We start from the raw sequence: 23,170 nt of genomic DNA on the forward strand, positions 1-23,170 counted from the left end.
ATTTGTAAGATTAAAGAACCGCCAGGATGTCTGACTCTTTCATGATCAGGTAGTCTGATCCGTCCAGAGAAATTTCAGTGCCTGCATATTTACCATAAAGAACCTCGTCACCAGTTTTAACGGTTGGCTTCTTTCCTTCTCCGTCTTCAGCGGAGATCGCCACTACCGTACCTTTCTGGGGTTTCTCTTTGGCAGTGTCTGGGATGTACAGGCCAGAAGCAGTTTTTTCTACCGCAGGAGCCGGTTCTACAATAACTCTGTTTGCAGTTCCAGCAATTGGTTTGATGTTTAATGCCATAGGTTGTTATGATATTAGGTTAAGTTAACGAATATGCCCGGCAGTTCTGGGCCGGTGACGCAATGCCTAATAGCGATTCCTGTGCCAACTCCACATTTCTGCCAAACTTGGCACATTTTGTCAGTTCAACGACTGTCAGAGCCGGATGATGACTGACAACGCCACCTGGCAGGGCTTAAGTTTTGTCAGGTTTAAGACTGCCACTTTTTGTTTTTTGCCTGTTTTAATAAAACTAGCCACAAAACACCGGAAATGAAAAGAGCCCGAACCAAGGAAGGGTCGGGCTCCAATAAAGGGTTGTCAGTATCGGCTTTGTTATTGGTTTGCCGAGTCTCCAGCTGGGGCAGTGGCCGGGGCCGGAGTAGCAGTTCCCGGTGTAGCGTTTTGCTGCGGGATTGCTGGAGCGGCAGGAGCAGGGGCTGGGGCCGCCTGGCCGGCACGCTGCTCGTTAATGGTGCGGTTATCAACTCCGCCGCCATCATTAACAATAGTATGGGAAGCCAAGGTCAATACAATGATCCCGATCGCGAAACCCCAGGTAAGCTTCTCCAGAAGGTCACCGGTACGTTTAACACCCATCAATTGGCTGGTGCCGCCGCCGCCAAACTGGCTGGATAATCCGCCGCCTTTGGAGTTCTGGGACAATACCACCAAAACCAACAGCACGCACAGGAAAATAATAACGCTGATCAGAGCAAGGTACATAATTGGACTATTCGTTTCTTAATTTTTCAATTTGTTCAGCAAAGTAACTCTTTTTTTCGGGAAACTTCACTATAAGTTGTTCATAAATTTTGATGGCTTTCTTGCCTTTTCCCTGTTTAACGAGAATTAGGGCAAGGTTTTCAGACACCAGGTTTTTTTTGATCTTGGAGCTCTTGGCAGACAGATCCTCCTGCGGCTCTTGACTTAGCTGGGCGTTGGCCAGGGTTTTCCGTTTGGGCGTAGCCTTCAAGAACTGGTTGATGATATCCAGTTGCATATCCAGCTTGGCAGTTGGGCTTACCTCAGGTGCCGGCGCTGGGGCGTTCTTTTCCTTCACGTGCTCCATGATCAACTCCGGCTGAAAGTAGAACGGAGTCTGGGAGGTGAGGTCGTCCTTAAGTTGGATACTTTCGCCCAAGCGGCTGGAGCCCATCCAATAAGCCAGATTGTTCTGGGTGAAGATGGAAAGGTAAGGGTCCTGGTTCTCCTGGGTGGCTGGGTTCTGGTTAACCTCGGGCAGCTTTAAGGTAGGGAACTCGTAGCCTGAGGTATCATACAAAGAGTCAAGTTCAGCAATCTCCAAATAAGCGCTCAGGCCTTTGTCTTCTTCTTTACCGGTGAGGGCCACGCCGTGCGGAGGTAAGGTGGAGGCCAGTAAAGCCGTCTCTTCTTCGGTATAGGTGGTTTCACCGGGTGAGGTTAGCTCGGATACAATCTCCTCATGCGAGAGATTTACACTGGGAATGGGTGCGCTGAAAGAGGTAAGGCTGCTGATCTGGATCAGCTCCAGCAACTCGTCCAGGTTGTCTTCTTCCTCGGAAAGCGAGAGGTCAATATCAACCTCAACCTCTAATTCTTCATCCACCACCTCTGCAAGAACTGCCTTATCAGGGGTATCTAACACCGCTTCTGGTTCCTCAACAAAAGGCAACTCAATCGATGCAGATTCTTCAGCCTGGTAATCTTCTACCACCGCCTGTTCAGGCTCAGTAGTTTCCGTCTCAAGAACAGGTGTCTCAAGCGTAGACTCAATTTCCTCAGGAGGGGTTTCTACTGCTTCTTCGGTGACTGGCTCTTCTTCCACCTGAGCAGAAAGGGGCTCCTCCTCTGCCAATGGAAGTTCTATCACCGGTTGTTCCTCTTCTAATGGTGAATAGAAGGCCTCGTTTTCTGTTTCTGTGTTTTCCTGGATTTCGTAACCGGCTGCTGTTTCTATTGCTTCGGTTTCCGGTTCGGCAAACAGAACTGGGTCTTCCTCATCAAAGGCATGCAATTCATTTTGCGGCTCTCTTGCAGAAACCGGCTCATAAACGGTTTGGATGATGGTTTCCTCTTCCTCCGCTGCGAGGAAAGGCTCTTCTTCTTCGGCTGGGGTGGCGTACACCAGTTGTTTGAGTAACTGCCGGTTTGAGACGTGGGCGGCGGCTCTTCTCAGTTTCTGGGTAGAGAGCATACTGCCTCGGTCATAGGCCGCTTTTGCCAGCAGAACATGGGCGGTCTGGCAGTACGGAAAAGACACCACCAACCGTTCCAGGTCATCAACTTCCTGGTCCTGGATGGGGGCAACCTGCCGGACAATATTTAAAAACGCCGCTTTGTTCATGGAACTCGTGAATGCATTGCCGTTGGATAGGCAAGCTCAAATTACTAGTTATTAGGGAAATACAGGAGAAAGGCACTGAAATTTATGTTTTCAGTGCCTTTTTGATCCTGCAAAGATACTTACCAATTTGCTACCGTTTTGGTAAAAACGCTGTAAATAATGCGTTCTGTGATCTGTCTGATCTGCGCCTGGCTTATCTGGTTGATATCCAGAGAGGGAGGGAAATCGGCGAAACCGGAGAAACTTTGGTCAAAGTTGTTGGCGGGGTTCTTGGTGTCTGTGTAGTTGATCTGCACCACAATAGTCAAACGGTTAGCCCCGGCCTGGTCCAGCCCGATGTTGCTGCCCGTGGGGATGTCGCTGCGCTGGATAGCCGCCGGGCTGAAGGTATAGCTCAGGATCTGGCCCTCAATCTGCAAATCCCCGGCCTGCGGCAGGATGCGCAGGTTGGTGTTCCGTTGGAAGTAATCCTTGAAGTCTTCGGTGACAAACTGTTGTAAATTAGCCGGTCCCTGACCAGAGGCGTTGTTGAAGTTGGTAATGGAAATGCTTTTCACGTCCGGCGAAATGTTGGTGCCGGTAAAGGAATAGCAACCGCTCAGCAGCAGAGGAAGGCAGAGCAGCAAAAGGTACTTCAATGGGTTATAGGTCTTCAAGGTCGTATTGTTTTAATTTCCGGTACAAGGTACGTTCTGAGATGCCCAGGTCTTTGGCTGCGTATTTCCGTTTGTTCCCGTGCTTCTTTAACGCTTTTAGGATCATTTCCTTTTCCTTATGCTCCAAAGAAAGACTTTCTTCTTCGGTCTCATGGGAAATGTCTTCTACTTTGTCCTCGTATTCCTCTGGTTCGTCCACAGAGAGCATGTAGCCGTCGCGGCGGTCTGGGGCGCGGTAGACGGGCTGCTGCTCGTAGGGGCTCATCTCCTCAAACAAATGCCGATTGTTCTTAAGAAGTTCCGCGTCTTCCTGCTGGTGCGATAGCAGATCAAATACTACCTGCTTGAGGTCGTTCATGTCTTTGCGCATGTCAAAGAGCACTTTGTAGAGCAGGTCTCGCTCTGAGATGCCGCCGGGACCATCGGCCGGTGCGTTGGGGTGGAAGAGGGCGGGCAATTGGTTCTGCTGCTCCTGGGGAAGGTACTTGCGCAGGGTGGCGGCGTTAATCTCGCGCTCATACTCCAGCACCGAGATCTGCTCCACAATGTTCTTCAGCTGCCGGATGTTGCCTGGGAAGCGGTAGCGCAGCAGTTCCTGCACCGCATCGGGCAGTAAGGTGATGGGCTTCACATGGTAGCGCTCTGAGAAATCACTGGCAAACTTTCTAAACAGAAGGTGCGTGTCTTCGCCGCGCTCGCGCAAAGGCGGCACCGTGATAGGCACTGTGTTGAGGCGGTAATATAGGTCCTCGCGGAACTGTCCACGCTCCACTGCCTGCATCAGGTTTACGTTGGTGGCCGCTACCACGCGCACATCGGTCTTCTGCACTTTGGAGGAACCTACCTTGATGAACTCGCCGTTTTCCAGCACGCGCAGCAGGCGGGCCTGCGTACCAAGGGGCATTTCCCCGATCTCGTCCAAAAAGATGGTACCGCCGTTCGTGACCTCAAAATACCCTTTGCGGGCTTCGGCGGCGCCGGTGAAGGAGCCTTTCTCGTGCCCGAACAATTCTGAGTCAATGGTGCCCTCTGGAATGGCGCCGCAGTTTATGGCAATGAACTGGCCGTGCTTGCGCGGGCTCAGGTGATGGATGATCTTGGAGAAGGATTCTTTTCCGCTACCGCTTTCACCGGTAATGAGCACGGTCATATCAGTAGGGGCCACCTGCACCGCCACCTGAATGGCGTAGTTCAGCAAAGGCGAGTTCCCGATGATGCCAAACCGCTGCTTCACCGACTGTATCTCTATATCACGCATGAAGTAGATTTGAAGATTAGAAAATGTGGAGATTTGGAAATGGATGAAGGGGAGATCGAATTTTCAAATCTCCTCATCTCCAAATTTTCTCATTATAAAACGGGTTCCCCGAACAAGGTGCCTACGGAGCAGTCTGTGATGAGCACGTTGACGTAGTCGCCTTTCTTGAAGTGCATCTTGGGGAAGATCACTACTTTGTTCTGGTCGTTACGGCCGCTGAGCATCTCGTCTGAGCGCTTGGAGAAGTTTTCTACTAGCACTTTTGACACTTTGCCCACGTCCAGTTTATTCCGCTCCAGGGAGTAGTAGCGTTGTTTGTCAATGATTTCCTGCAGGCGGCGCTTCTTCGTCTCCAAAGGAACATCGTCTTTCAGTTTGCGGGCCGCCAGGGTGCCAGGGCGCTCAGAGTAGAAGAACATGTACGCGTAATCATACTGCACGTAATCAATGAGCGACAGGGTGTCCTGGTGCTCTTCCTCGGTTTCGGAGCAGAAGCCAGCGATCATGTCAGTGGAGATACCGCATTCCACACCCAGAATCCGGCGGATGGCGTCTACGCGCTCCATGTACCAGGCGCGGTCATAGGTGCGGTTCATGAGTTCCAGCACGCGCGAGTTGCCGCTCTGGGCCGGCAGGTGGATGTATTTGCAGATGTTGTCGTACTTTTTCATGGTGTACAGCACGTCATCTGTGATGTCTTTAGGGTGGGAGGTAGAGAACCTTACCCGCAGATCCGGGCTGATCAAGGCCACCATCTCAAGGAGTTGGGCAAAGTTCACGCGCTCCAACCCGTCTTCCGAAGCCCATTTATAGGAGTCCACGTTCTGGCCCAGCAACGTCACTTCTTTGTAGCCCTGGTTTACCAGTTCCTGCGCCTCACGCACGATGGAATGGGCATCTCTGGAACGCTCGCGGCCACGGGTGAACGGTACCACGCAGAAAGAGCACATGTTGTCGCAGCCCCGCATGATGGACACGAAGGCGCTCACACCGTTGCTGTTCAAACGGATCGGGTTGATGTCGGCGTAGGTTTCCTCGCGGGAGAGCAGTACGTTCACCGCTTTCTGGCCGCCGTCTACCTCATTGATGAGCGAGGGAAGGTCGCGGTACGCATCCGGGCCAACCACCAGGTCCACCATTTTCTCTTCTTCCAGCAGGTTCTTTTTCAGACGCTCAGCCATACAGCCCAGCACACCCACTACCAGACCGGGTTTCTTTTTCTTTAAATGCTGCAACTGCGTAAGGCGGTGCCGCACGGTCTGCTCGGCCTTCTCCCGGATGGAGCAGGTGTTCAGCAATACCAGATCAGCGTTCGTTACTTCTGACGTTGTGTCAAAGCCGGCCTCAAACAAAATGGAGGAAACAATCTCACTGTCAGAGAAATTCATCTGGCAGCCATAGCTCTCAATGTAGAGCTTGCGCTGACGTCCGGTGTTGGAGTCAACGGTAACTTTGGTGTCACACGCGGCTGCCTGCTCCGGCGTGCGGTTATCAATGAAGTCTAAGTCCAGAATGGGTGCGTGCATAGCTTGCAAGTAAAAACACAAAGATAAGCATTATCATGCGTTTATGACAGAATGGCAGATAATATTTTAAAGCATAAAGTGCCAGTTTCTTGAAAAACAGGCCCTAAATAAAAGACTTGAAAGTCTCAGGCGAGAGCAAAAAAAAAAGTCCAAACTGGCTTTAAAGGTTCTCCAGCACGTTTCTGATAGCCGCTGCTTTCAAGAGACATTCTTGGTACTCCTGGTCCGGGTCTGAGTCATAGGTGATGGCGCTGCCCACCTCAAAAGAAAGATATCCTGTCTGGGCGTTATACTGCAGGCTACGGATAACCACATTGAAGTCAAAATCCCCGGTGGGCAGGAAATACCCGAAGGAACCGGAGTAAAGGCCACGCCTGATTTTTTCGTACTGCTCAATCAGTTCCAGCGCCCTGATCTTCGGGGCCCCTGTCATGCTACCCATCGGGAAGGTCGCTTTGAGAACTTCCACGGCATTCACGTCTGCTGAGATCTGGCCAGCCACGGTGGAGATCATCTGCCAGACGTATTGGAACCCGTACATGCCAAACAGTTCCTCTACCTGAACGGTACCGGTCTGGGCCACCCGATTCAGGTCATTCCGCACCAGGTCCACGATCATCATGTTCTCGGCCTGTTCCTTCTCGCTCGTCGCCAGAAGGGTTCTCTGGCGTTGGTCGTCAGCAGGAGTGGAGCCACGGCGGATGGTGCCTTTGATAGGCTGGGAAATGAGCAGGTTGTTTTTCTTCTTTAAGAATCTTTCCGGGCTGGCACAGAGCAAGTAACGATCATCTAGTTTAAGAAAGCCTGCGAATGGGGTAGGTGAAGCTGCGTTCAGTTTCCAGAAGAGGGGGAGTGGGTTCAAGGAAACATTTTCGGCGTAGAACTCCTGGCAATAATTCACCTCATACACATTCCCTTCAAGGATGTGCTGGCGCAGACTTTCCACGTCATGCAGGTAATTCTCCCGGGAAACCCGCGGTTGCGTTCTGATGCTGTTTTGGGAAAAAGTGCCGGAAAACGGAGTGCGTCCGATGGCTTTGGCAATGGCCTCCGGTTCCTCTACGCTGGAGTGAATGGTCACGGAATCCTCGCCCCAGAGAAGCCAGGTCTCTGGATGGAAAAAGTACAGTTCCGGAAATCCTACGTAATCTGGGTGCTGGCTGTGCAGTTGCTCCAATCCGTTTTTCAGATCGTAGGTCAGGAACCCGAATAACGGGGTATCTCTCTCCTGACTAAGATTTTCCTGCAGCGCAACCCAGGATGTGATATCCCCGGGACTTTTATGCCGGCGCATGCCCAGCATGTTTGCAAAAGCGCCGTGCCGATAAGGTATGTTGTTGGGTTCATAGTAGGCCACTACCTCATGCTGCCGGGTTGTCCAGGCCAGGGCTTGCTGTTTCCATTGGAGAACAGAAACCGGGAGTGAGGCAAAAAGCAAAGTCAACTGGTGCATGGTGGCAACGGAAAAGAAATAAGGCGACAAATATAAGAATATTCTCCGTGGTGGTTTGCTGCCTGCTTTGGTGCCAAACCAACCTTAATCCTGTTTAAAGGCGGTTTTCGGGAAAACAGGGCACAAACGCAGCATTGAATAAATACACCATTTGCCTGGAGAGAATTGGAAAGAGAGCATAAAAAAAGGATGGTAGTCACACCATCCTTTTCACTATATAAACCAATTTGTCTGTTTACACGATAGCTTTCTGCTCCACATCGGCCAGGATACGGCCGCAGTGCTCACATACAGTAATCTTTTTGTGGGCAGCAATGTCAGACTGACGCTGTGGGGGAACGGTGTTGAAGCATCCGCCGCAGGCATCGCGCTTCACGGTTACCACGGCCAGGCCGTTACGTACGTTCTTCCGGATCCGGTTGTAGGCGAAAAGAAGGCGCTCTTCAATATGCTTCATGGCCTCTTCCTTCTCCTCATTGAGCTTGCGCTCATCTTCCTCGCTCTCGTTCACCATCACCTGCAGCTCGGCATTCTTGGTGTTGAGGTCTTTCTGGCGCTCTTCCAGGCGGTTTTTGGTTTCCTGGATTTCCTGGTTTTTCTGCTCTATCTGGAAATTAGCCTCGCGGATTTTTTTCTCGTTGATCTGGATTTCCAGTTTCTGAAGTTCAATCTCTTTGGTGATGGCGTCAAACTCGCGGTTGTTACGCACATTCTCCTGTTGCTCTTCGTATTTCTTGATCAGTTTCTCAGCGTCTTTGATGCCTTGTTTGCGGTTGGCAATTGCTTGGTGCAACTCAGCGATCTCGTCATCAAATTTGCTTACGCGTACTTGGTAGCCGGCAATCTCATCTTCCAGGTCACGAACCTCTTCCGGTAGGTCGCCTCTAATTTGTAGAATCTTGTCCAATTGAGAATCTAAGCTCTGAAGTCTTAGAAGTGCATCTAACTTACTTGCTACAGTACTTTCCATGTATAATTTAGCTGTGTCTTACGGGATTTGTGTCAGTGTATGACAAATCAACCGCAAAATTAGGAAAAGATTTTGTAAGTATATCATAAAAAAGCTCCTTCGTATAAACTTCGCTTTCGTAGTGTCCCACGTCTACCAAAGCCATTTGGTCGGTGGCTTCAAAGAACTCATGGTACTTCAGGTCGGCGGTGAGGAAAATATCAGCATTAGCTGCTTTGGCCTGGCGGATGAGGAAACTGCCGGCCCCGCCGCAGACTGCCACCCGCTTGATGGGCTTCTGCGGCCAGGCGGTATGCCGGAAAGTTCTAATATTCAACTTCTCTTTCACGTGCCGCACTAATTCCTCAGGGGATAGCGCTTCTTCCAGTTCACCCACCATGCCGGCGCCTACTTCCTGGTTCTCGTTCTGAAGCGTGACTAGGTAATGCGCCACTTCCTCATAGGGGTGCGCCTTCAGAAGGGCCCGCATGATCTGGTTTTGCTTGAAGGTGGGGAAGATCACCTCAATTTTGTTTTCAATGGTTTCCTCGGTTTTACAAGGCTCCCCAATGTGCGGATTGGCCTGCGCCGAGGGTGTGAACCGGCCCGTACCCGTGATCCGGAAGCTGCAGTCGGTGTACTCTCCAATCTGGCCTGCCCCGGCCTGGTGTAGCGCGTCCAAGACTTTCTCGGTGTCATCAAGGGGCACGTAGGTCTCCAGTTTGGTCAGGAGCTGGGTTTTGGGCGAAAGCACTTTGGGGTTCAGGATGCCCAGTTTCTCACAGAGTTTGGCGTTGACGCCGTTGTGCACGTGATCCAGGTTAGTGTGGCAGGCGAAAATAGCCACCTGGTGTTGCAAAGCCTTGAGCAGGATGCGTTCTACCGGGGTTTTGCCGGTGAGGCTTTTAAGCGGTTTGAAGATAACGGGGTGGTGGGCCACGATGAGGTTACAGCCGCGGTCTACGGCCTCCTGCACTACTTCCAGTGTACAATCCAAGGTTAACAGTACGCCCGTCACGGTTGCCTCTGGGTCCCCGATTTGCAGCAAGGCGTTGTCATAAGATTCCTGATAGGCGGGGGGCGCATACCGCTCCAGCACCTGCACCACTTCTTTTATCTTCGTCATTCTTTAGGTTTAAAGCCGTTGAGGGCAAAGAAAGGCAAAATTCATGTACTTTTGTTCCTTATGCCCGCTATACCGCACCTGCTTCCTTTCCTGCTTTCTCCGTTCGCGATGGTGTACGGGGGCGTTGTGCGGCTGCGTAACCTGCTATACGATAAGGAGGTGTTCGCTGTCTATGAGGCACCCATCCCAGTGATCTGCGTGGGTAACCTGAGCGTGGGCGGCACGGGTAAAACCCCGCAGGTAGAGTACCTGGCCCGCCTGCTGCAACCCCGCAAGATTGCCATCCTTAGCCGGGGCTACAAACGCACCACCAAAGGGTTTGTATTGGCAGACGCCAAGGCCACGGCCACTACCTTGGGCGATGAACCTTTCCAGTACACCCAAAGCCTGCCGGGCGTCATTGTAGCGGTTTGCGAGAAAAGGAAAGTGGGCATTCAACGTTTGTTGGAGCTTTTCCCTGATCTGGAAGTGATTTTACTAGATGATGCTTTCCAGCACCGGGCGGTGAAGGCCTCCAGGTATCTGCTGCTGACGGATTACAACCGGCTTTTCACCCAGGATTACTTGCTACCCGTAGGGCGTTTGCGGGAACCCAGAACCGGAGCTTATCGGGCTCATGCCGTGGTAGTGACCAAATGCCCGGAGGTGGTTACCCAGGAGCGACAAGCCCAAATCCGGAGGCACATTCAGCGTTATACCTCTCAAGAGACACCTGTCTTTTTCTCGCAAATAGTCTACGGTGCGGCTGTACCTGTTGGGCCTGTAAAAACGTTAGGGAAAAGGTTGATCCTGGTAACCGGCATTGCTAATGCCCGGCCGCTGGTGCAGCACCTGTCCCAATCTGGTTATGAACTGGTGCGGCACTTTGAATGGGCAGACCACGCGGCCGTTACCCGGGAACGGGTAGAAGAGGTGGTGGCTTATTACCAAACTTTGCAGGACCCGCAGGTAAGTATCTTGATGACGCAGAAAGATGCCGTGAAATGGCAGGCGCCGGAACTGGAAACCCTCTGGCACGAGCTTCCGGTTTTCTACCTGCCTATCACCAATACGTTTGCCGCGCAGGAACCCTCGTTTGATGAAACCATGAGCGGATGGGTACTTCCATCTGGTTCAGATTTTAATTCTTAATTTTGGACGTGACTTATAAGAAACTCTTAGCTGCGGCTTTTCTGGTTTGGCTGGGTACCTATTTCCCGGCATCTGCGCAAATCCTCAATGATTCTACCAAAGCCATCTATGGCTCGGCAACCACCAATGTGATCTATGAGGCAGATATTTTCAAGGGGAATCTCAAACCATCTCGCATTGACACGTCCTTAACCAACCTGCAGAACTTCCGGCATTGGTACTATGACACCACCCTGCAGCAGAACCTGGGCAACGTGGGCACGGCCTCGCAGCCACTTTTCTGGCGCATGCCCACCAAATTGGGTAACCGGTTAGGCCGGAACGCCTTTGATCCCTACGTGGTAAACCCTTACACCTTGCCCTATTATGACACCAAGTCTCCGTTCACGTTCCTGAATTATATGCAAGGGAGCCTGGGTGAGTCAATCTTCAGGGCCAAGCACACGCGTAACGTTACAGCCAACTGGAACGTGGGCATTGGCTATGAGCGGGTAGGGACAGAGCGTCAGATTGGTGCTTTCAGCAACCGCAACGGCATGATCAGTCATTACGGCATTCAGGCTTTTACGCACTACTTCAGTAAGAATGAACGATACCGCCTCATGGCCAACTTCAACCAGACCAGCCATGAGCAGATTGAAAGCGGCGGCATCAGGCCGCAAGTAGGTGATAGTGTAGAAAACCTCTTCGACTATACCGATGAACCGGTTTGGCTGCAGAAAGCCGCTACAAACGAAAAACGCGCCGATTTCCACGCCACACAGTGGTACAAGCTCCTGGGAGCCGGGCTGCAGCTGTACCATACGGTGGATGTGAATTCCCAGAACAATGATTACTCTGACCAGGAGTTACCCTATGACACTGAAGGAAACAATCGGGTCTTGAAGTTTTATCCCCAAACCCTGAGGGATTCCACCCGCACCTATGATGATTCCTACTTCAAGCAACTGGAGAACACCTTTGGGGTGATGGGCAGCACCAAATATTTTGTGTACCGTGCCTACGCCAAACGCCGCGACGGTTCCTATAAAGTCACCGCAGAAGGTGGTGATTATATTGATCAGCCCAATGGTGAGGATAATTGGGTTTATTACTTGGACCAGGAGAAAAGAACCATTGCGGATAACTTCATTGGCGGCGATGCTCAGTTCCGGCTCAAAAACGACATCTATGTTACTACGGATGCCGAGTTCCAGATTGGCGGAGGGGATTACCGCCTCAACGCCCAGGCCCGTTACAAATTCCTGACCCTGCGCCAGACCCGCACTTCTTACTCCCCATCGCTTCTGCAGCGCGTGTTCATCAGCAACCATTTTGAGTGGTTCAGAGATTTTGAGAATACCCAAGCTACCCAAACCGCAGCTTCTCTGGAGGCGGGCTACAAGGGCCATTACCTCAATGCGCAGCTGCAGTACACCAACCTGCAGAATTACGTTTACTACCAGGATTCTTTGCAGGGCGGGAAAACGGTTTGGGCCACGCCGGCCCAGGAGACCAGCGGGATCAACCTGGTGCAGGCTAGCGTGCGCTATAAATTCAATGTGAAATCCTTCGTACTGGACAACACCGTCTACTACAACAAAGTATCGGGGCCCGATGTCATCCGGATGCCGGAATGGTACGTCAACTCCAAGGCCTATGTGCAGGGACCGCTTTTCAAAGGCGCCATCAATGTGCAGACCGGGGTGGAGATGAACTGGCACTCCAGCTATTACGCCGAGGGGTACATGCCGGTGACCCAGCAGTTCCACCTGCAGAACACTTTCCTGGTTACTCGTTACCCCACCCTGGACCTGTTCCTGAACACCGACATTAAAACCGTCAACCTCTTCCTGAAACTGAGCAACCTCAACACCGTGACCAGCGCCTGGGAACAAGGCTACTTCACCACGCCTTACTACCCAGCCAACCCCTTCAGCTTCATCTTCGGTCTGCAGTGGAATTTTTACGACTAAGTTTTTCAGATTTGAAGATTGGGCAATTGGGAGATGTGGAGATTAGAAGATTTGAAGATGTGGAAATAATTAGATGGCTTTTTCTAACCTAAATCCGTCTGGCCTAGCTTTGTTTTTGAGCCGTTTATATAAAATATGCTTTAAAACATCAGGCCTTCATAATTTAACTTCTGATCCGAGAAACAAACACATTTGAGTTAACCAATCATCCTGCATCTTCTAATTTCCAAATCTTCTAATTTTCAAATCAACCAAAGTGGCCAAGTCAATCCTTAAACTTCAACTACCCACCGATCCCCGCTGGGTGAACATCGCGGAGATGAACATCCAGGATATTCTGGTGGACCATGCGTATTGTGAGCAGAAAGCCGCCACCTCAGGCATTTCCCTTATTGTAAAGTACCCCGATAAAACCAAACTGGTGGAGGAGATGACTGCCCTGGTGGCCGAGGAGTGGAGCCACTTTGAGCGGGTGCTGGAGGAGCTGAAAAAACGCGGCTTTGAACTGGGCCGCAACCGCCCCGATGAGTACGTGGTGCAATTGAGCAAACACATCAGGAAGGGAGACAAACGGGAACGTCAGCTCATGGACCACCTGTTGGTTAACGCCCTGATTGAGGCCCGTTCCTGCGAGCGTTTCAAGCTGCTGTGGAAGAATCTTAAAGACGAGGACCTGCAAAAGTTTTATTATGAACTCATGGTCTCAGAAGCCGGCCATTACGTGAGCTTTGTGAAACTGGCCAAAGAATACATGCCGAAAGAAGTAGTAGACGCCCGCCTGCAGGAACTACTGCAAATTGAAGCAGACATCATCGCCAACCTGGAGCACCGCCCAGACAGGATTCATTAAACCAGATCCGGGGGAAGAACCGGAGATGATTTTATTAAAAAACTTGGCAGTTTTGATGACTAATAGGGGCAAGCCGTTGTAAAATTGTTTCTATATTTGCCAGCACACCATTAGCCACCTCCTACAGATGTAATAAAAAATTTCTTTCAGAAGTGTGAAAGCCACCAACTGCTTAGCGGTTTAGGGGGCTGTTTTTACCATTTAAGAAAGAAATCATGTTGATTTTACAGAACATCTCCTACACTCATCCCAATAAGGATTTACTGTTTTCTGATATAAATCTGACAGTAAATGCCCACCAGAAAATCGCTTTAATCGGGAATAACGGCTCAGGGAAGTCTACGTTGCTGCGGATTATCGCGCAAGAACTAAAGCCTTCAGGCGGACAGGTACAGGTGGAGGCTGAGCCATACTATGTGCCTCAGGTATTCGGGCAGTTCAACCAACTCACCGTCGCTCAGGCATTAAGGATAGAACCCAAATTGAAGGCCTTACACGAAATCCTGGAAGGGAACACGTCTGAAGAAAATTTCCATCTGCTGAACGATGACTGGACGGTTGAAGACCGATGCCGGGAAGCGCTGGATTCCTGGCAGCTTCATGAGGTGGAATTATGCCAACCAATGGAAACCCTGAGTGGTGGGCAGAAAACCAAGGTCTTTCTGGCAGGTATTTCCATCCATCAACCCGAACTGGTTTTATTGGATGAACCCAGCAACCACCTGGATGTGGCCGGCCGTGAACTTCTCTACAACTTTGTGCAATCCACCAAAAGCACCTTGCTCATAGTAAGCCATGACCGGAAACTCCTGAACCTCCTGGACACTGTATGTGAATTAAGTAAGCACGGGATTAAGGTGTACGGCGGTAACTATGATTTCTATGCCGACCAGAAGCAAATAGAAAGCCAGGCGCTGGGACACGACATCCAAAGCAAAGAGAAAGCCCTGCGAAAAGCCAAAGAGAAGGAACGCGAAACCTTGGAGCGGCAGCAAAAACTGGACAACCGGGGGAAAGGAAAGCAGGAAAAAGCCGGAGTGGCTCGCATCATGATGAACACCCTCCGGAACAACGCCGAAAACAGCTCCTCCAGATTGAAAAGCGTGCATGCGGAGAAAATTGGCGGTATATCCCAGGAATTACACGAGTTGCGTGCTGCCTTACCCGATATAGACAAAATGAAGTTCGGCTTTGACGCTTCGGGGCTGCACAAAGGCAAAGTCCTGTTTTCCGCAGAAAACCTTAATTTCAGCTACGGCCAAAAGCCGCTTTGGCGAGACAACCTTCAATTTCAGATTACCAGTGGTGAACGGATAACCCTAAATGGGCAAAACGGCTCGGGAAAAACAACTTTGATTAACCTGATTTTGGGGAATTTAACTGCTCAAACCGGTAACGTTTTCAGGGCGGTGAACAAAGCCATTTACATTGACCAGGATTATTCTTTGCTCAATGACAAACTCAAAGTTTACGAACAGGCCCAACAATTCAATACCACTGCCTTACAGGAACATGAAATTAAGATAAGACTAAACCGTTTTCTGTTTACCAAAGAAGACTGGGAAAAGCCCTGTGGTGCCTTAAGCGGGGGAGAAAGAATGCGGCTGATGCTTTGTTGCCTGACCATCAGCAGCCAATCACCGGACCTGATCATTTTGGATGAACCCACCAACAACCTGGACATCCAGAACATTGAAATCCTAACCGCCGCCATAAACGAGTACCAGGGAACCCTTCTGGTTGTGTCCCACGATACTTATTTCCTGGAGCAGATCCACATTGAGAGAACAATCAACCTTTAGAAAAGCAAAGATGTAATTACTGTCTCCATTAAATGCCTGAGGGGTTTAGAAGCCATTTTCAAAAAACGGCTTCCAAACCCCTCAATCATTTCTCAATCTTCACATCTTCAAACCTTCAAATCTCCAAATATATTAGGTTTTCTGTTTCTTCTTTTTGGCGGCCGGGAACAGGATATTGTTCAAGATCAACCGGTAGCCGGGGGAATTGGGGTAAAGGGAAAGATCGGTGGGTTCCTCTTCCACGAAGTGCTGGTAGTCCTCTGGGTCGTGGCCACCATAAAAGGTCCAGGTGCCTTTCCCAAAGGTGCCGTGGATGTAGCGAGCCTCGTCTATGGACTTGGTTTCGCCCATGATCACCACCTCAGATTTAATCAGCTTTTTCTTGAAACCAGTGGTTAAGCCCATGAACCCTTTTATGGTTTTCTCGTGGTTCTGGGTGAGCATGGTAGGTATGGGATCCCACTTGGCGGAGTAGGTGAAAAGCTGGAAAAAGTCGTTATTCTCGCGTAGGCCCCGTTCCAGTTGGGAGTTGTCAATGTTGGAGAACTCAGGGTGGTAGGGGTCTCTGATGAGGGCGAAGTCTTTGAAGGCAAAGGTGTTGGAGAAATTCAGCTTCTGCTGGGCTTGAGGATCGGCGGGGTCACCGTCAAACATGTTCTCGGTGATATCTAGACCAACGGCGGCCAGTGCGATGTCATAGGTATCGGTGGCGGAACACATGGCAAACATAAAGCCGCCACCCGCGCAGAAGTCCCGGATGCGCTGGGCCACGGCGCTTTTCAACTGCGGCACTTTGGCAAACCCGAACCTTTTGGCAATGGCCTCAGATTCCCGTTTCTGCTCAATGTACCAGGGAGCGTTCCGGAAGGCGGTATAGAATTTCCCGTACTGACCGGTGAAGTCCTCGTGGTGCAGGTGCAGCCAGTCGTACTTGGGCAGTTTGTCTTCCAGAATCTCGGGGTCATAGATGATGTCGTAGGGGATCTCGGCGTAGGTGAGAACCAGGGTCACAGCATCGTCCCAGGGTTGCTTGGACTTGGGCGAGTACACCGCAATTTTGGGCGCCTTCTCAAGTTTCATCACGTCCATGTTAGACTCCGGCGCTGCAATCTCGGAAAGAATCTGGCTGTACTGCGCGTCTGAGATGGTCTGGTAACTGATGCCCCGCACCACCAATTCATTTTCCAAGGCGGTGGCCTGCTTCATAGCAAAGGCACCGCCTTTGTAGTTCAGGAGCCATTCAACCTCTACTTGCCGCTGCAGGGCCCAATAGGCAACTCCATAGGATTTTAAGTGGTTCTTCTGCGTCTTGTCCATGGGCAGGAGCAGGTAAGAAGCCCAACTGGCTGGCGCCATGGCCATCAGCAGGAGCAGAAGAAATAAATTCCGGCACAAATTCTTCATTAGTAATCGGTTTGGAACGAATTTAAGAAAATAGGGCAATAAACGGGAAAACCATTACTTTTATATCAGTAAGAAAGCGCTCAGTTGTACGACAGATAGTAGACTGGGTACTGGTTACAGAGAAAACATGGATCTTGTAGAAAACACGAAAGAAGGCTTCCGCTCCATCCAGGGCAACTTGCTCAGGACGGTGCTCACTGCCCTGATCATCTCCATTGGCATTATGTCTTTGGTAGGTATTCTAACGGCAATTGAGGGCATCAAGTATTCCGTTTCCAGCACATTTTCTACGTTGGGGGCCAATTCTTTTGATATAGAGAAAAAATGGGACGGGGGCGGACAGCGGGGCGGCCGCCAGAACAAAGTGTATCCCAACATCACCGAGTTCCAGGCCCGGCAATACAAAGAACTTATGGCCGATAAAGCCCGGGTGAGTTTGTCTACCTGGGTGAGCGGGAACGTCTCTGTGAAGGCGGGAAGCATTAAAACCAACCCCAACATGAGTTTGATTGGGGGAGATGAGAATTACCTGGTGAACGAGAACTATGACCTGGAACTGGGCCGGCCTTTCTCTAACCTGGAGATTGAAAGCGGCGCCCCGGTGGCCATCATTGGCGAGGAAGTAGCCGACAAGCTGTTCCCCAAACAAAGCCCCGAGGGCAAGAGCATGGTGCTGATGGGCCGGAGGTTCAAGGTCATTGGCAAAATCAAAAGCACTGGCGGCGGCCTGGGCGGGGGCGGAAGCAATCGCCGGATCATCATCCCCCTGGAAACCGCCACCCAGATTCCCACCCCAGAACCATTAACGTATGAGATCAAATCTGCTATCCTGAACGGGAGCAGCCTGGCATTTGCCATGGAGGAGGCAACCGGTATTATGCGCAAAGTACGGCAGGACCGGCTAGGTCAGGAAGATTCCTTCAGGATCACCCGCAGCGACTCTGTGGAGCAGGAGTTAAACAAAATCACGGGTTACCTAAAAACCGGCGGCTTTCTGGTGGGTTTTATCACCTTGCTGGGCGCCTCCATCGGGTTGATGAACATCATGATGGTGAGCGTAACCGAGCGGACCCGTGAAATAGGTATCAGAAAGGCTTTGGGCGCCACTATAAAGCAGATAAGGCTGCAGTTCCTCATCGAGGCCATTGTTATCTGTGTGCTGGGGGGGATTGTAGGCATAGTCTTGGGCATTCTCATGGGCAATGGCATTGCCATGCTCATAGGCAAGGGTGACTTCTTTGTGCCCTGGCTTTGGATGATTGTGGGTATGGCCATCTGTATCACCGTAGGGCTGGTTTCTGGTTACTATCCGGCTTACAAAGCCTCTAAACTGGACCCCATTGAATCTTTAAGATACGAATAGCAAAAACCAGCCTTGGGGTAAGGACATTACAAAGAAGCTGGTGCCTTTTTCCTTTCTGCCGCAAGTGGAATAGCCGGACCTGGGAGGGAGAAGCAATTGAAGTAGTATGACTTTTTTCAAGAAGCCGGTATTCTCCTTTTTCTCTTTCTCCGGGCGTTCTTTTCCCCTGGATTTTTACCTTAATTCAAAATACCTGTTCCGCTGGCTGGGTCTGGCTTTGCTGGTGGGCGTAATGGCCGGCAGCGCCTCGGCCTTGTTTCTGGTCTTGCTGGATTGGGTAACCCATTACCGCGAAACCCATACCTGGATCATCTGGCTTTTGCCCGTGGGTGGCTATTTGGTGGGCTGGTCCTACCACCAGTGGGGCCGCGAGGCAGAGGGCGGCAATAACCTGCTTTTGCAGTCCATTCAAACGCCTTCCTCCAATAAGATCCCCTTGGTTATGGCACCATTGGTGCTTTTTGGCACAGTACTTACGCACTTGGTGGGTGGCTCGGCGGGCCGGGAGGGAACAGCCGTGCAGATGGGCGGCGCCCTGGCAGATCAACTCTCGCCCATATTCAGGCTTCGGCCACGGGACCGTAAAATGCTTTTGATCTGCGGGGTGAGTGCCGGTTTTGCCTCGGTATTCGGGACGCCGTTGGCGGGAGCGGTATTTGCTTTGGAGGTTTTCCTGTTGGGGCAACTCCGTTACAATGCGCTGCTGCCTTCTTTTCTGGCTGCCGTTATCGCCAATGCGGTTACCTCAGCATGGGGTGTTGGGCATACAGTTTACCCGGTAGTGGAGGTTCCACCCATGACCGTCTGGACTTTAAGCGCGACCTTGCTGGCTGGCATCTGTTTTGCATTGGCGGCCCGGCTTTTCTCGCTAGCCTCCCATGCCGTGGGTAGCACCTTCAGCAAATATGTATCTTATCCGCCCCTACGGCCGGTGCTTGGAGGTGTGATACTTGCGGTGGTCATCTGGGCTTTGGGTACTACCAAATACATCGGGTTAGGGATTCCTACCATTTTGGCGTCCTTTTCAACACCGCTGCCTACCTATGATTTCCTGGTGAAGCTGGCGCTTACTGCTTTTACGCTGGGCTGCGGCTTTAAGGGTGGGGAGGTAACGCCTTTGTTCTTCATTGGGGCTACTTTGGGGAACGCGCTTTTCCCCTGGCTTCCTTTGCCGTTGGAGTTGCTGGCGGCTATGGGTTTTGTGGCCGTATTTGCGGGCGCGGCCAATACGCCGCTGGCCTGCCTGCTTATGGCCATGGAATTATTTGGGGGCAGCTGTGGCCTCTATGCCGGATTGGCCTGTGTGGTGGCTTACCTCTTCTCGGGCCACACCGGTATCTATGCGGCACAGGTGGTGAAGAACAGCAAACACCCGTACTACGCCAGAGAGGCAGGAACCCGATTGGCGGGGATCAAGCGCCGCCTTTTCTGAGCCGTTTTTCTAAAAAAGAGTTAAAAAAAAGCCTGACCGAAGCCAGGCTTTTCTATCTCAACCCTTTTAAAAGATTATTTCTTTGTTCCGGGTTTGTTTGCTTTGTAATCTTCGTTGAGGCCCTTAACGGTCTCATCTGTGATGTCAAGGGAAGCATCTCCGTAAAGGATGGCGCTGTTACCGCGGGTATAGGTCAGGACCATTTTGTAGCCTTTCTCCTTGCTTATTTTCATGAGGTGCGCCTCTACTTTCTCGTAGATCTTCTTCATCTCATCGTTCTCGTCCTTGGCCAGTTGGTTTCCGGAGGTCTGCTGCTGAGCGGCTAGTTGTTGCTCTTTCTGGGCCAGGCGCTGCTCAGTGGCGGCCCGTTGTTCCTGGGTCATACCAGCACCGGTCTGGCGGTACTGCTCCACTTCCTTCTGGAAACTGGAGGCTTTGCCTCTAAGGTCAGATTCCATTCTTTTGCCTTTGGCTTCCAGGCGGGCTTTCACGTCTTTAAAGTACTGGTATCTGTTCAGAAGGGTATCTGAGTTCACAAACACTATCTCGGCAGCCGGCGAAGCTACGGCAGGAGCATCCTCATCTTCTTCCGCGGCGGTAGTGGCGGCGGCTGGAGTGGTCTCCGTGGTAGCGGCAGTGGTAGGTTTAGATGCCTTGTCGTTGTTGCAGGCGGCAAAGGAAGCTGAAATGACAGCCAGTAAAATAAGCTTTTTAGATACGCTCACAGTCTATAATTAATTGATGTAAAATGGGTTGAACATGGGCCACGATTTGGTTTTCGCGGCCCATGTTCATGGGTTAAGGCCTCAATTTAAGAAAATTAATTGTAAGCCGGAGAAAGTGCAGGTCAAGAGATTAATTTCCACCGGCCCGGTTCACCTCATCCAGGTTGCCGTTGCGGCGTTTCATTTCAAATTTCTCGCCTTTGTTGAAGCGGTACCGCAGGTTCAAACGCACGCTCTGGCCAAACTGGTACATGTTGATATGGTTGATGTTGCCGTTTACCTCAGAGGTACCTTTCATTCGCTGGGTCCGGAAGATATCCGTCACGGCCAGGTTCACTTCCAGTTGGTCTTTCAGGAAAGAGCGTTTCACCGCTACGTCTACCCAGCCGGCAGGATCTGTCTTGTACACGTTGAACACCCCTTTGCCACGGTAAGAACCGTTCACCTCCATCTTGAAGTTGTTGGGCAACATGATGTTGTGGCTGGTTTGGGCCATAACCATGGTTTGGGCATTACGGATGGTTCTCTCGTCTACTATGGTGTTGAAGATCTGGTAAGAGAGGGTCAGGTTGTTGTTCATGTTCCATTTAGAGGTGATGGTCACCGGGGCTACCAGGGTGGCGTTCCAGGCTTCGCTTTCCACGTTCCGCTGCTGGAACACCATAGTGTTGGTCTCAGGGTAGAAGGCGGGCACCTCAGAAATATCGTCTTTGGTGTGGGCGTACCCAAAGATCAGGTTGTAGTTCTGTCTGAAGGTCTGGGTCACCTGGAAAGAGTTGGTGTACTCAGGTTTCAGGTACGGGTTGCCCTGGGCGTAGGTGTTGGCGTCAATGTAGAACCGGAAGGGGTTCAGGTTGCTGTAGCGCGGACGGTAGATGCGGCGGCTGTAGTTATACCCAATGGTGTAGTTATCTGAGATTTTCTGCTGCACAAACACGCTGGGGAAAAGATCCAGGTAAGAGCGGGGTGTTACTTTCTGCTCTGGGATGGAGTTGCCTTCAGAGTCGGTGTACTCGGCGCGTAGACCGGCCTGCAGGGTCACTTTGGAGGTAAGGGTGGCGCTGAAGTTGGAGTAGGCGGCGTAGATGTTCTCGTCATAGATGAAGTGGTCGCCTTTGCGTTTGGCATCTGGTATGCGCTGGCTTCCTTCCAGGGTGTAGAAATCTATCTGGTTGTCAGACTCCACGTAGCTGGCCTTGGCGCCCAGTTCCAGCTTGCCTTTGATAGACGGGAAAGGTCTCACATAGTCCATTTTGGCCGAGTAGATATGGTAAGAGGTAGGGTTGAGGGTCTCAAAGTACTCAGATTCAATGGCGCCGGTTGCAGCGTGGGTCTTATAGTTCAGGAAATCGCTGGGGCTGGTGTCTTTGATGCGTGCCACATCAAAATCAGCAGACAAGGTGGTGCCCAGGGTATCCAGTTTGCCTACGTAGTGGGCGTTGAGAGAGGCGCTGGAGAATTTGCCTCTGTTGTGGGTGGTGGTCTGGTTGTAGATGGGGCCGGCCTCGGTGGGGTCCAGGAGGGTAGAGTTGGTGTTCACGCCGGAATTGGTGCGGGAGCTGGACAAGCTCACGGTAGCGCCCACGCTGTGGTTTTTGTTCAGGTCATAGTCGGTGGTGAGGCGGGCCGAGGGGGCGAAGGTGGTGCCTTCTTCTTTGCCGGACTGGTTCAGGTAAGAATTCTCGCCTTCCTGCTCAAAGGTGCGGTTCATGCTGAAGGTTCTTTTGCGGGGACGCTGGGCCAGGTCCAGGGTGGCGGAGGAGCTCCATTTACCTTGTTTCAGGTTAAGGTTCACGCCGCCGTTGGCTGTGGTTTTGGTGTTGTACTGGTAACCGCCGTACACACTGCCGTTCAGGCCATTCAGGTTGTTTTTCTTCAGGTTGATGTTGATAATCCCGGCGGTACCCTCGGCATCGAACTTAGAGCTTGGGTTGGCGATGATTTCCAGGTTCTTCAGGTTGTCGGCGGGCATGCCCTGTAACATGGTTTGCAATTGTTTGCCGTCCAGGTAGGTCAGTTTTCCGTCTATCATCACCTTCACGCCCTGTTTGCCATTCAACTGGATGTTACCGTCCTGGTCTATCCACACGCCCGGCGATTTTGCCAGCACCTCGTAGGCGGTATTGCCAGCGGCCATGGCGGTTCCTTCCACACTCACTACCATCTTATCGGCCTGCACATCCACTGCTGGGCGCAGGTTGTTCACGGTCACTTCCTTCAACACCTTACTGTCCTGTTTCAGGGCTATTTTTCCGAAATCATGTGAAAAACCGGCACCATTCACTTCCACAACTGGCAGGTCCTGGTTGGCGAAGCCCATCGCGCTGATGCGCACCAGGTATTTCCCTGGGGACGGGGTTTTCATTTTAAAGGTTCCGTCCAGTTCAATAGCTGCGCCGGAAAGGAGGGAAGCATCGGCGGCTTTTAGCAGGGCCACAGTTCCGTAAGGAAGCGGTTGGCCTTTATCATCCACCACCAAACCGGTGATAGCGCCAGGGGTTTGGGCCAGGGCGGCCTGGGTCAGGAAGGCCAGGGCGGCTAATAAGAGGAGGAAGTGATAGAACTTTTTCATAATGGTATGTGGTATGGATTTGAAGAGGTGGTTACTTTATAGTACTGGGTAATGCAAGGTACATGTAGAAAAAAAAAGCCTCAGGGGCTACAGCTGGAAAGGTCCAGGGGCGGTGAATGCCTTTTTATGGCGAGATGCTCCATGACCTGACAACAGGAACACATAGGCGAAAACCAAGGCTGTGAAGGAGCCTAGGAAGAACAATACCTGAAAGAGAAGCTGAAAGACGGTCAAAGTTTCCATGGCTATTAAATGATTTAGTTGGATTTTTCTCTAAGGATGGAACAAAGATATAATAAGGTACTATGTAAAGCAAGGTACTGTTTCATTTTTTTTTGAAATTAATTTTATCTCCTGCCAAA

Annotated in this window: 18 protein-coding genes; 6 read left to right on the forward strand and 12 right to left on the reverse strand. The window is 51.3% G+C overall.

Annotated features, from left to right (window positions below; translation table 11 throughout):
- Nucleotides 1-10: 10 nt before the first annotated feature.
- From J3P34_RS11130 to J3P34_RS11170, 9 genes are all read right to left on the reverse strand, one after another.
- The gene (locus J3P34_RS11130; protein WP_210464747.1) at nucleotides 11-298 is read right to left on the reverse strand and encodes a co-chaperone GroES; all 288 of its coding nucleotides are present in this window, start codon (nucleotides 296-298) and stop codon (nucleotides 11-13) included.
- A gap of 315 nt (nucleotides 299-613) precedes the next feature.
- Nucleotides 614-1,003, reverse strand: a complete 390-nt coding sequence (secG, locus tag J3P34_RS11135) for a preprotein translocase subunit SecG (protein ID WP_210464748.1) — start codon at nucleotides 1,001-1,003, stop codon at nucleotides 614-616.
- Between the two features lie 7 nt (nucleotides 1,004-1,010).
- A complete protein-coding gene (locus J3P34_RS11140) occupies nucleotides 1,011-2,606 on the reverse strand; it encodes a hypothetical protein (RefSeq protein WP_210488732.1) in 1,596 nt (531 codons plus the stop codon).
- 119 nt (nucleotides 2,607-2,725) lie between these two features.
- Nucleotides 2,726-3,262, reverse strand: coding sequence for an LptE family protein (locus J3P34_RS11145; protein WP_246853683.1), 537 nt, complete (start codon nucleotides 3,260-3,262; stop codon nucleotides 2,726-2,728).
- Nucleotides 3,249-4,520, reverse strand: coding sequence for a sigma-54 interaction domain-containing protein (locus J3P34_RS11150; RefSeq protein WP_210488734.1), 1,272 nt, complete (start codon nucleotides 4,518-4,520; stop codon nucleotides 3,249-3,251). Before J3P34_RS11150 ends, J3P34_RS11145 begins: the two co-directional genes overlap by 14 nt.
- Nucleotides 4,521-4,612: 92 nt before the next feature.
- Complete coding sequence (gene miaB / locus J3P34_RS11155) at nucleotides 4,613-6,046, reverse strand: tRNA (N6-isopentenyl adenosine(37)-C2)-methylthiotransferase MiaB (RefSeq protein WP_210488736.1); 1,434 nt, start codon at nucleotides 6,044-6,046, stop codon at nucleotides 4,613-4,615.
- Nucleotides 6,047-6,206: 160 nt separating this feature from the next.
- Entirely contained in the window at nucleotides 6,207-7,499 is a 1,293-nt protein-coding gene (locus tag J3P34_RS11160) for an anthranilate synthase component I family protein (RefSeq protein ID WP_210488738.1), read from the reverse strand.
- 235 nt (nucleotides 7,500-7,734) lie between these two features.
- On the reverse strand, nucleotides 7,735-8,469 hold the full coding sequence (locus J3P34_RS11165; RefSeq protein ID WP_210464753.1) for a zinc ribbon domain-containing protein: 735 nt from the start codon (nucleotides 8,467-8,469) through the stop codon (nucleotides 7,735-7,737).
- A 7-nt stretch (nucleotides 8,470-8,476) separates the two neighbouring features.
- On the reverse strand, nucleotides 8,477-9,574 hold the full coding sequence (locus J3P34_RS11170) for a Nif3-like dinuclear metal center hexameric protein (RefSeq protein ID WP_210488740.1): 1,098 nt from the start codon (nucleotides 9,572-9,574) through the stop codon (nucleotides 8,477-8,479).
- Nucleotides 9,575-9,634: 60 nt separating this feature from the next.
- Between J3P34_RS11170 and lpxK the strand changes: the two genes are divergently transcribed.
- The 4 genes from lpxK to abc-f all read left to right on the forward strand — a co-directional run bounded on the left by lpxK (nucleotide 9,635) and on the right by abc-f (nucleotide 15,312).
- Nucleotides 9,635-10,705, forward strand: a complete 1,071-nt coding sequence (lpxK, locus tag J3P34_RS11175; RefSeq protein ID WP_210488742.1) for a tetraacyldisaccharide 4'-kinase — start codon at nucleotides 9,635-9,637, stop codon at nucleotides 10,703-10,705.
- Between the two features lie 8 nt (nucleotides 10,706-10,713).
- Nucleotides 10,714-12,660 (forward strand): putative porin, encoded by a 1,947-nt coding sequence (locus tag J3P34_RS11180; protein ID WP_345890370.1) that lies wholly within the window; start codon nucleotides 10,714-10,716, stop codon nucleotides 12,658-12,660.
- Between the two features lie 256 nt (nucleotides 12,661-12,916).
- Nucleotides 12,917-13,510: a MiaE family protein gene (locus J3P34_RS11185; RefSeq protein ID WP_345890353.1), complete on the forward strand. Its 594-nt coding sequence runs from the start codon at nucleotides 12,917-12,919 to the stop codon at nucleotides 13,508-13,510.
- A gap of 215 nt (nucleotides 13,511-13,725) precedes the next feature.
- Nucleotides 13,726-15,312, forward strand: a complete 1,587-nt coding sequence (gene abc-f / locus J3P34_RS11190) for a ribosomal protection-like ABC-F family protein (RefSeq protein ID WP_210488745.1) — start codon at nucleotides 13,726-13,728, stop codon at nucleotides 15,310-15,312.
- A 132-nt stretch (nucleotides 15,313-15,444) separates the two neighbouring features.
- Here the strand turns inward: abc-f and J3P34_RS11195 are convergent, their stop codons facing one another.
- On the reverse strand, nucleotides 15,445-16,716 hold the full coding sequence (locus tag J3P34_RS11195; protein WP_210488748.1) for an asparagine synthetase B: 1,272 nt from the start codon (nucleotides 16,714-16,716) through the stop codon (nucleotides 15,445-15,447).
- A 127-nt stretch (nucleotides 16,717-16,843) separates the two neighbouring features.
- Between J3P34_RS11195 and J3P34_RS11200 the strand changes: the two genes are divergently transcribed.
- Together J3P34_RS11200 and J3P34_RS11205 are read left to right on the forward strand one after the other, a co-directional pair.
- Nucleotides 16,844-18,079, forward strand: coding sequence for an ABC transporter permease (locus J3P34_RS11200; RefSeq protein WP_210464759.1), 1,236 nt, complete (start codon nucleotides 16,844-16,846; stop codon nucleotides 18,077-18,079).
- A gap of 106 nt (nucleotides 18,080-18,185) precedes the next feature.
- Complete coding sequence (locus J3P34_RS11205) at nucleotides 18,186-19,511, forward strand: voltage-gated chloride channel family protein (protein ID WP_210488750.1); 1,326 nt, start codon at nucleotides 18,186-18,188, stop codon at nucleotides 19,509-19,511.
- A 74-nt stretch (nucleotides 19,512-19,585) separates the two neighbouring features.
- Here the strand turns inward: J3P34_RS11205 and J3P34_RS11210 are convergent, their stop codons facing one another.
- Together J3P34_RS11210 and J3P34_RS11215 are read right to left on the reverse strand one after the other, a co-directional pair.
- Entirely contained in the window at nucleotides 19,586-20,236 is a 651-nt protein-coding gene (locus J3P34_RS11210; protein ID WP_345890354.1) for an OmpH/Skp family outer membrane protein, read from the reverse strand.
- 130 nt (nucleotides 20,237-20,366) lie between these two features.
- Nucleotides 20,367-22,808, reverse strand: coding sequence for an outer membrane beta-barrel family protein (locus tag J3P34_RS11215; protein WP_210488752.1), 2,442 nt, complete (start codon nucleotides 22,806-22,808; stop codon nucleotides 20,367-20,369).
- Nucleotides 22,809-23,170: the final 362 nt, after the last annotated feature.

The sequence above is a fragment of the Rufibacter aurantiacus genome (assembly GCF_017916345.1).
Taxonomy (GTDB): Bacteria; Bacteroidota; Bacteroidia; order Cytophagales; family Hymenobacteraceae; genus Nibribacter; species Nibribacter roseolus.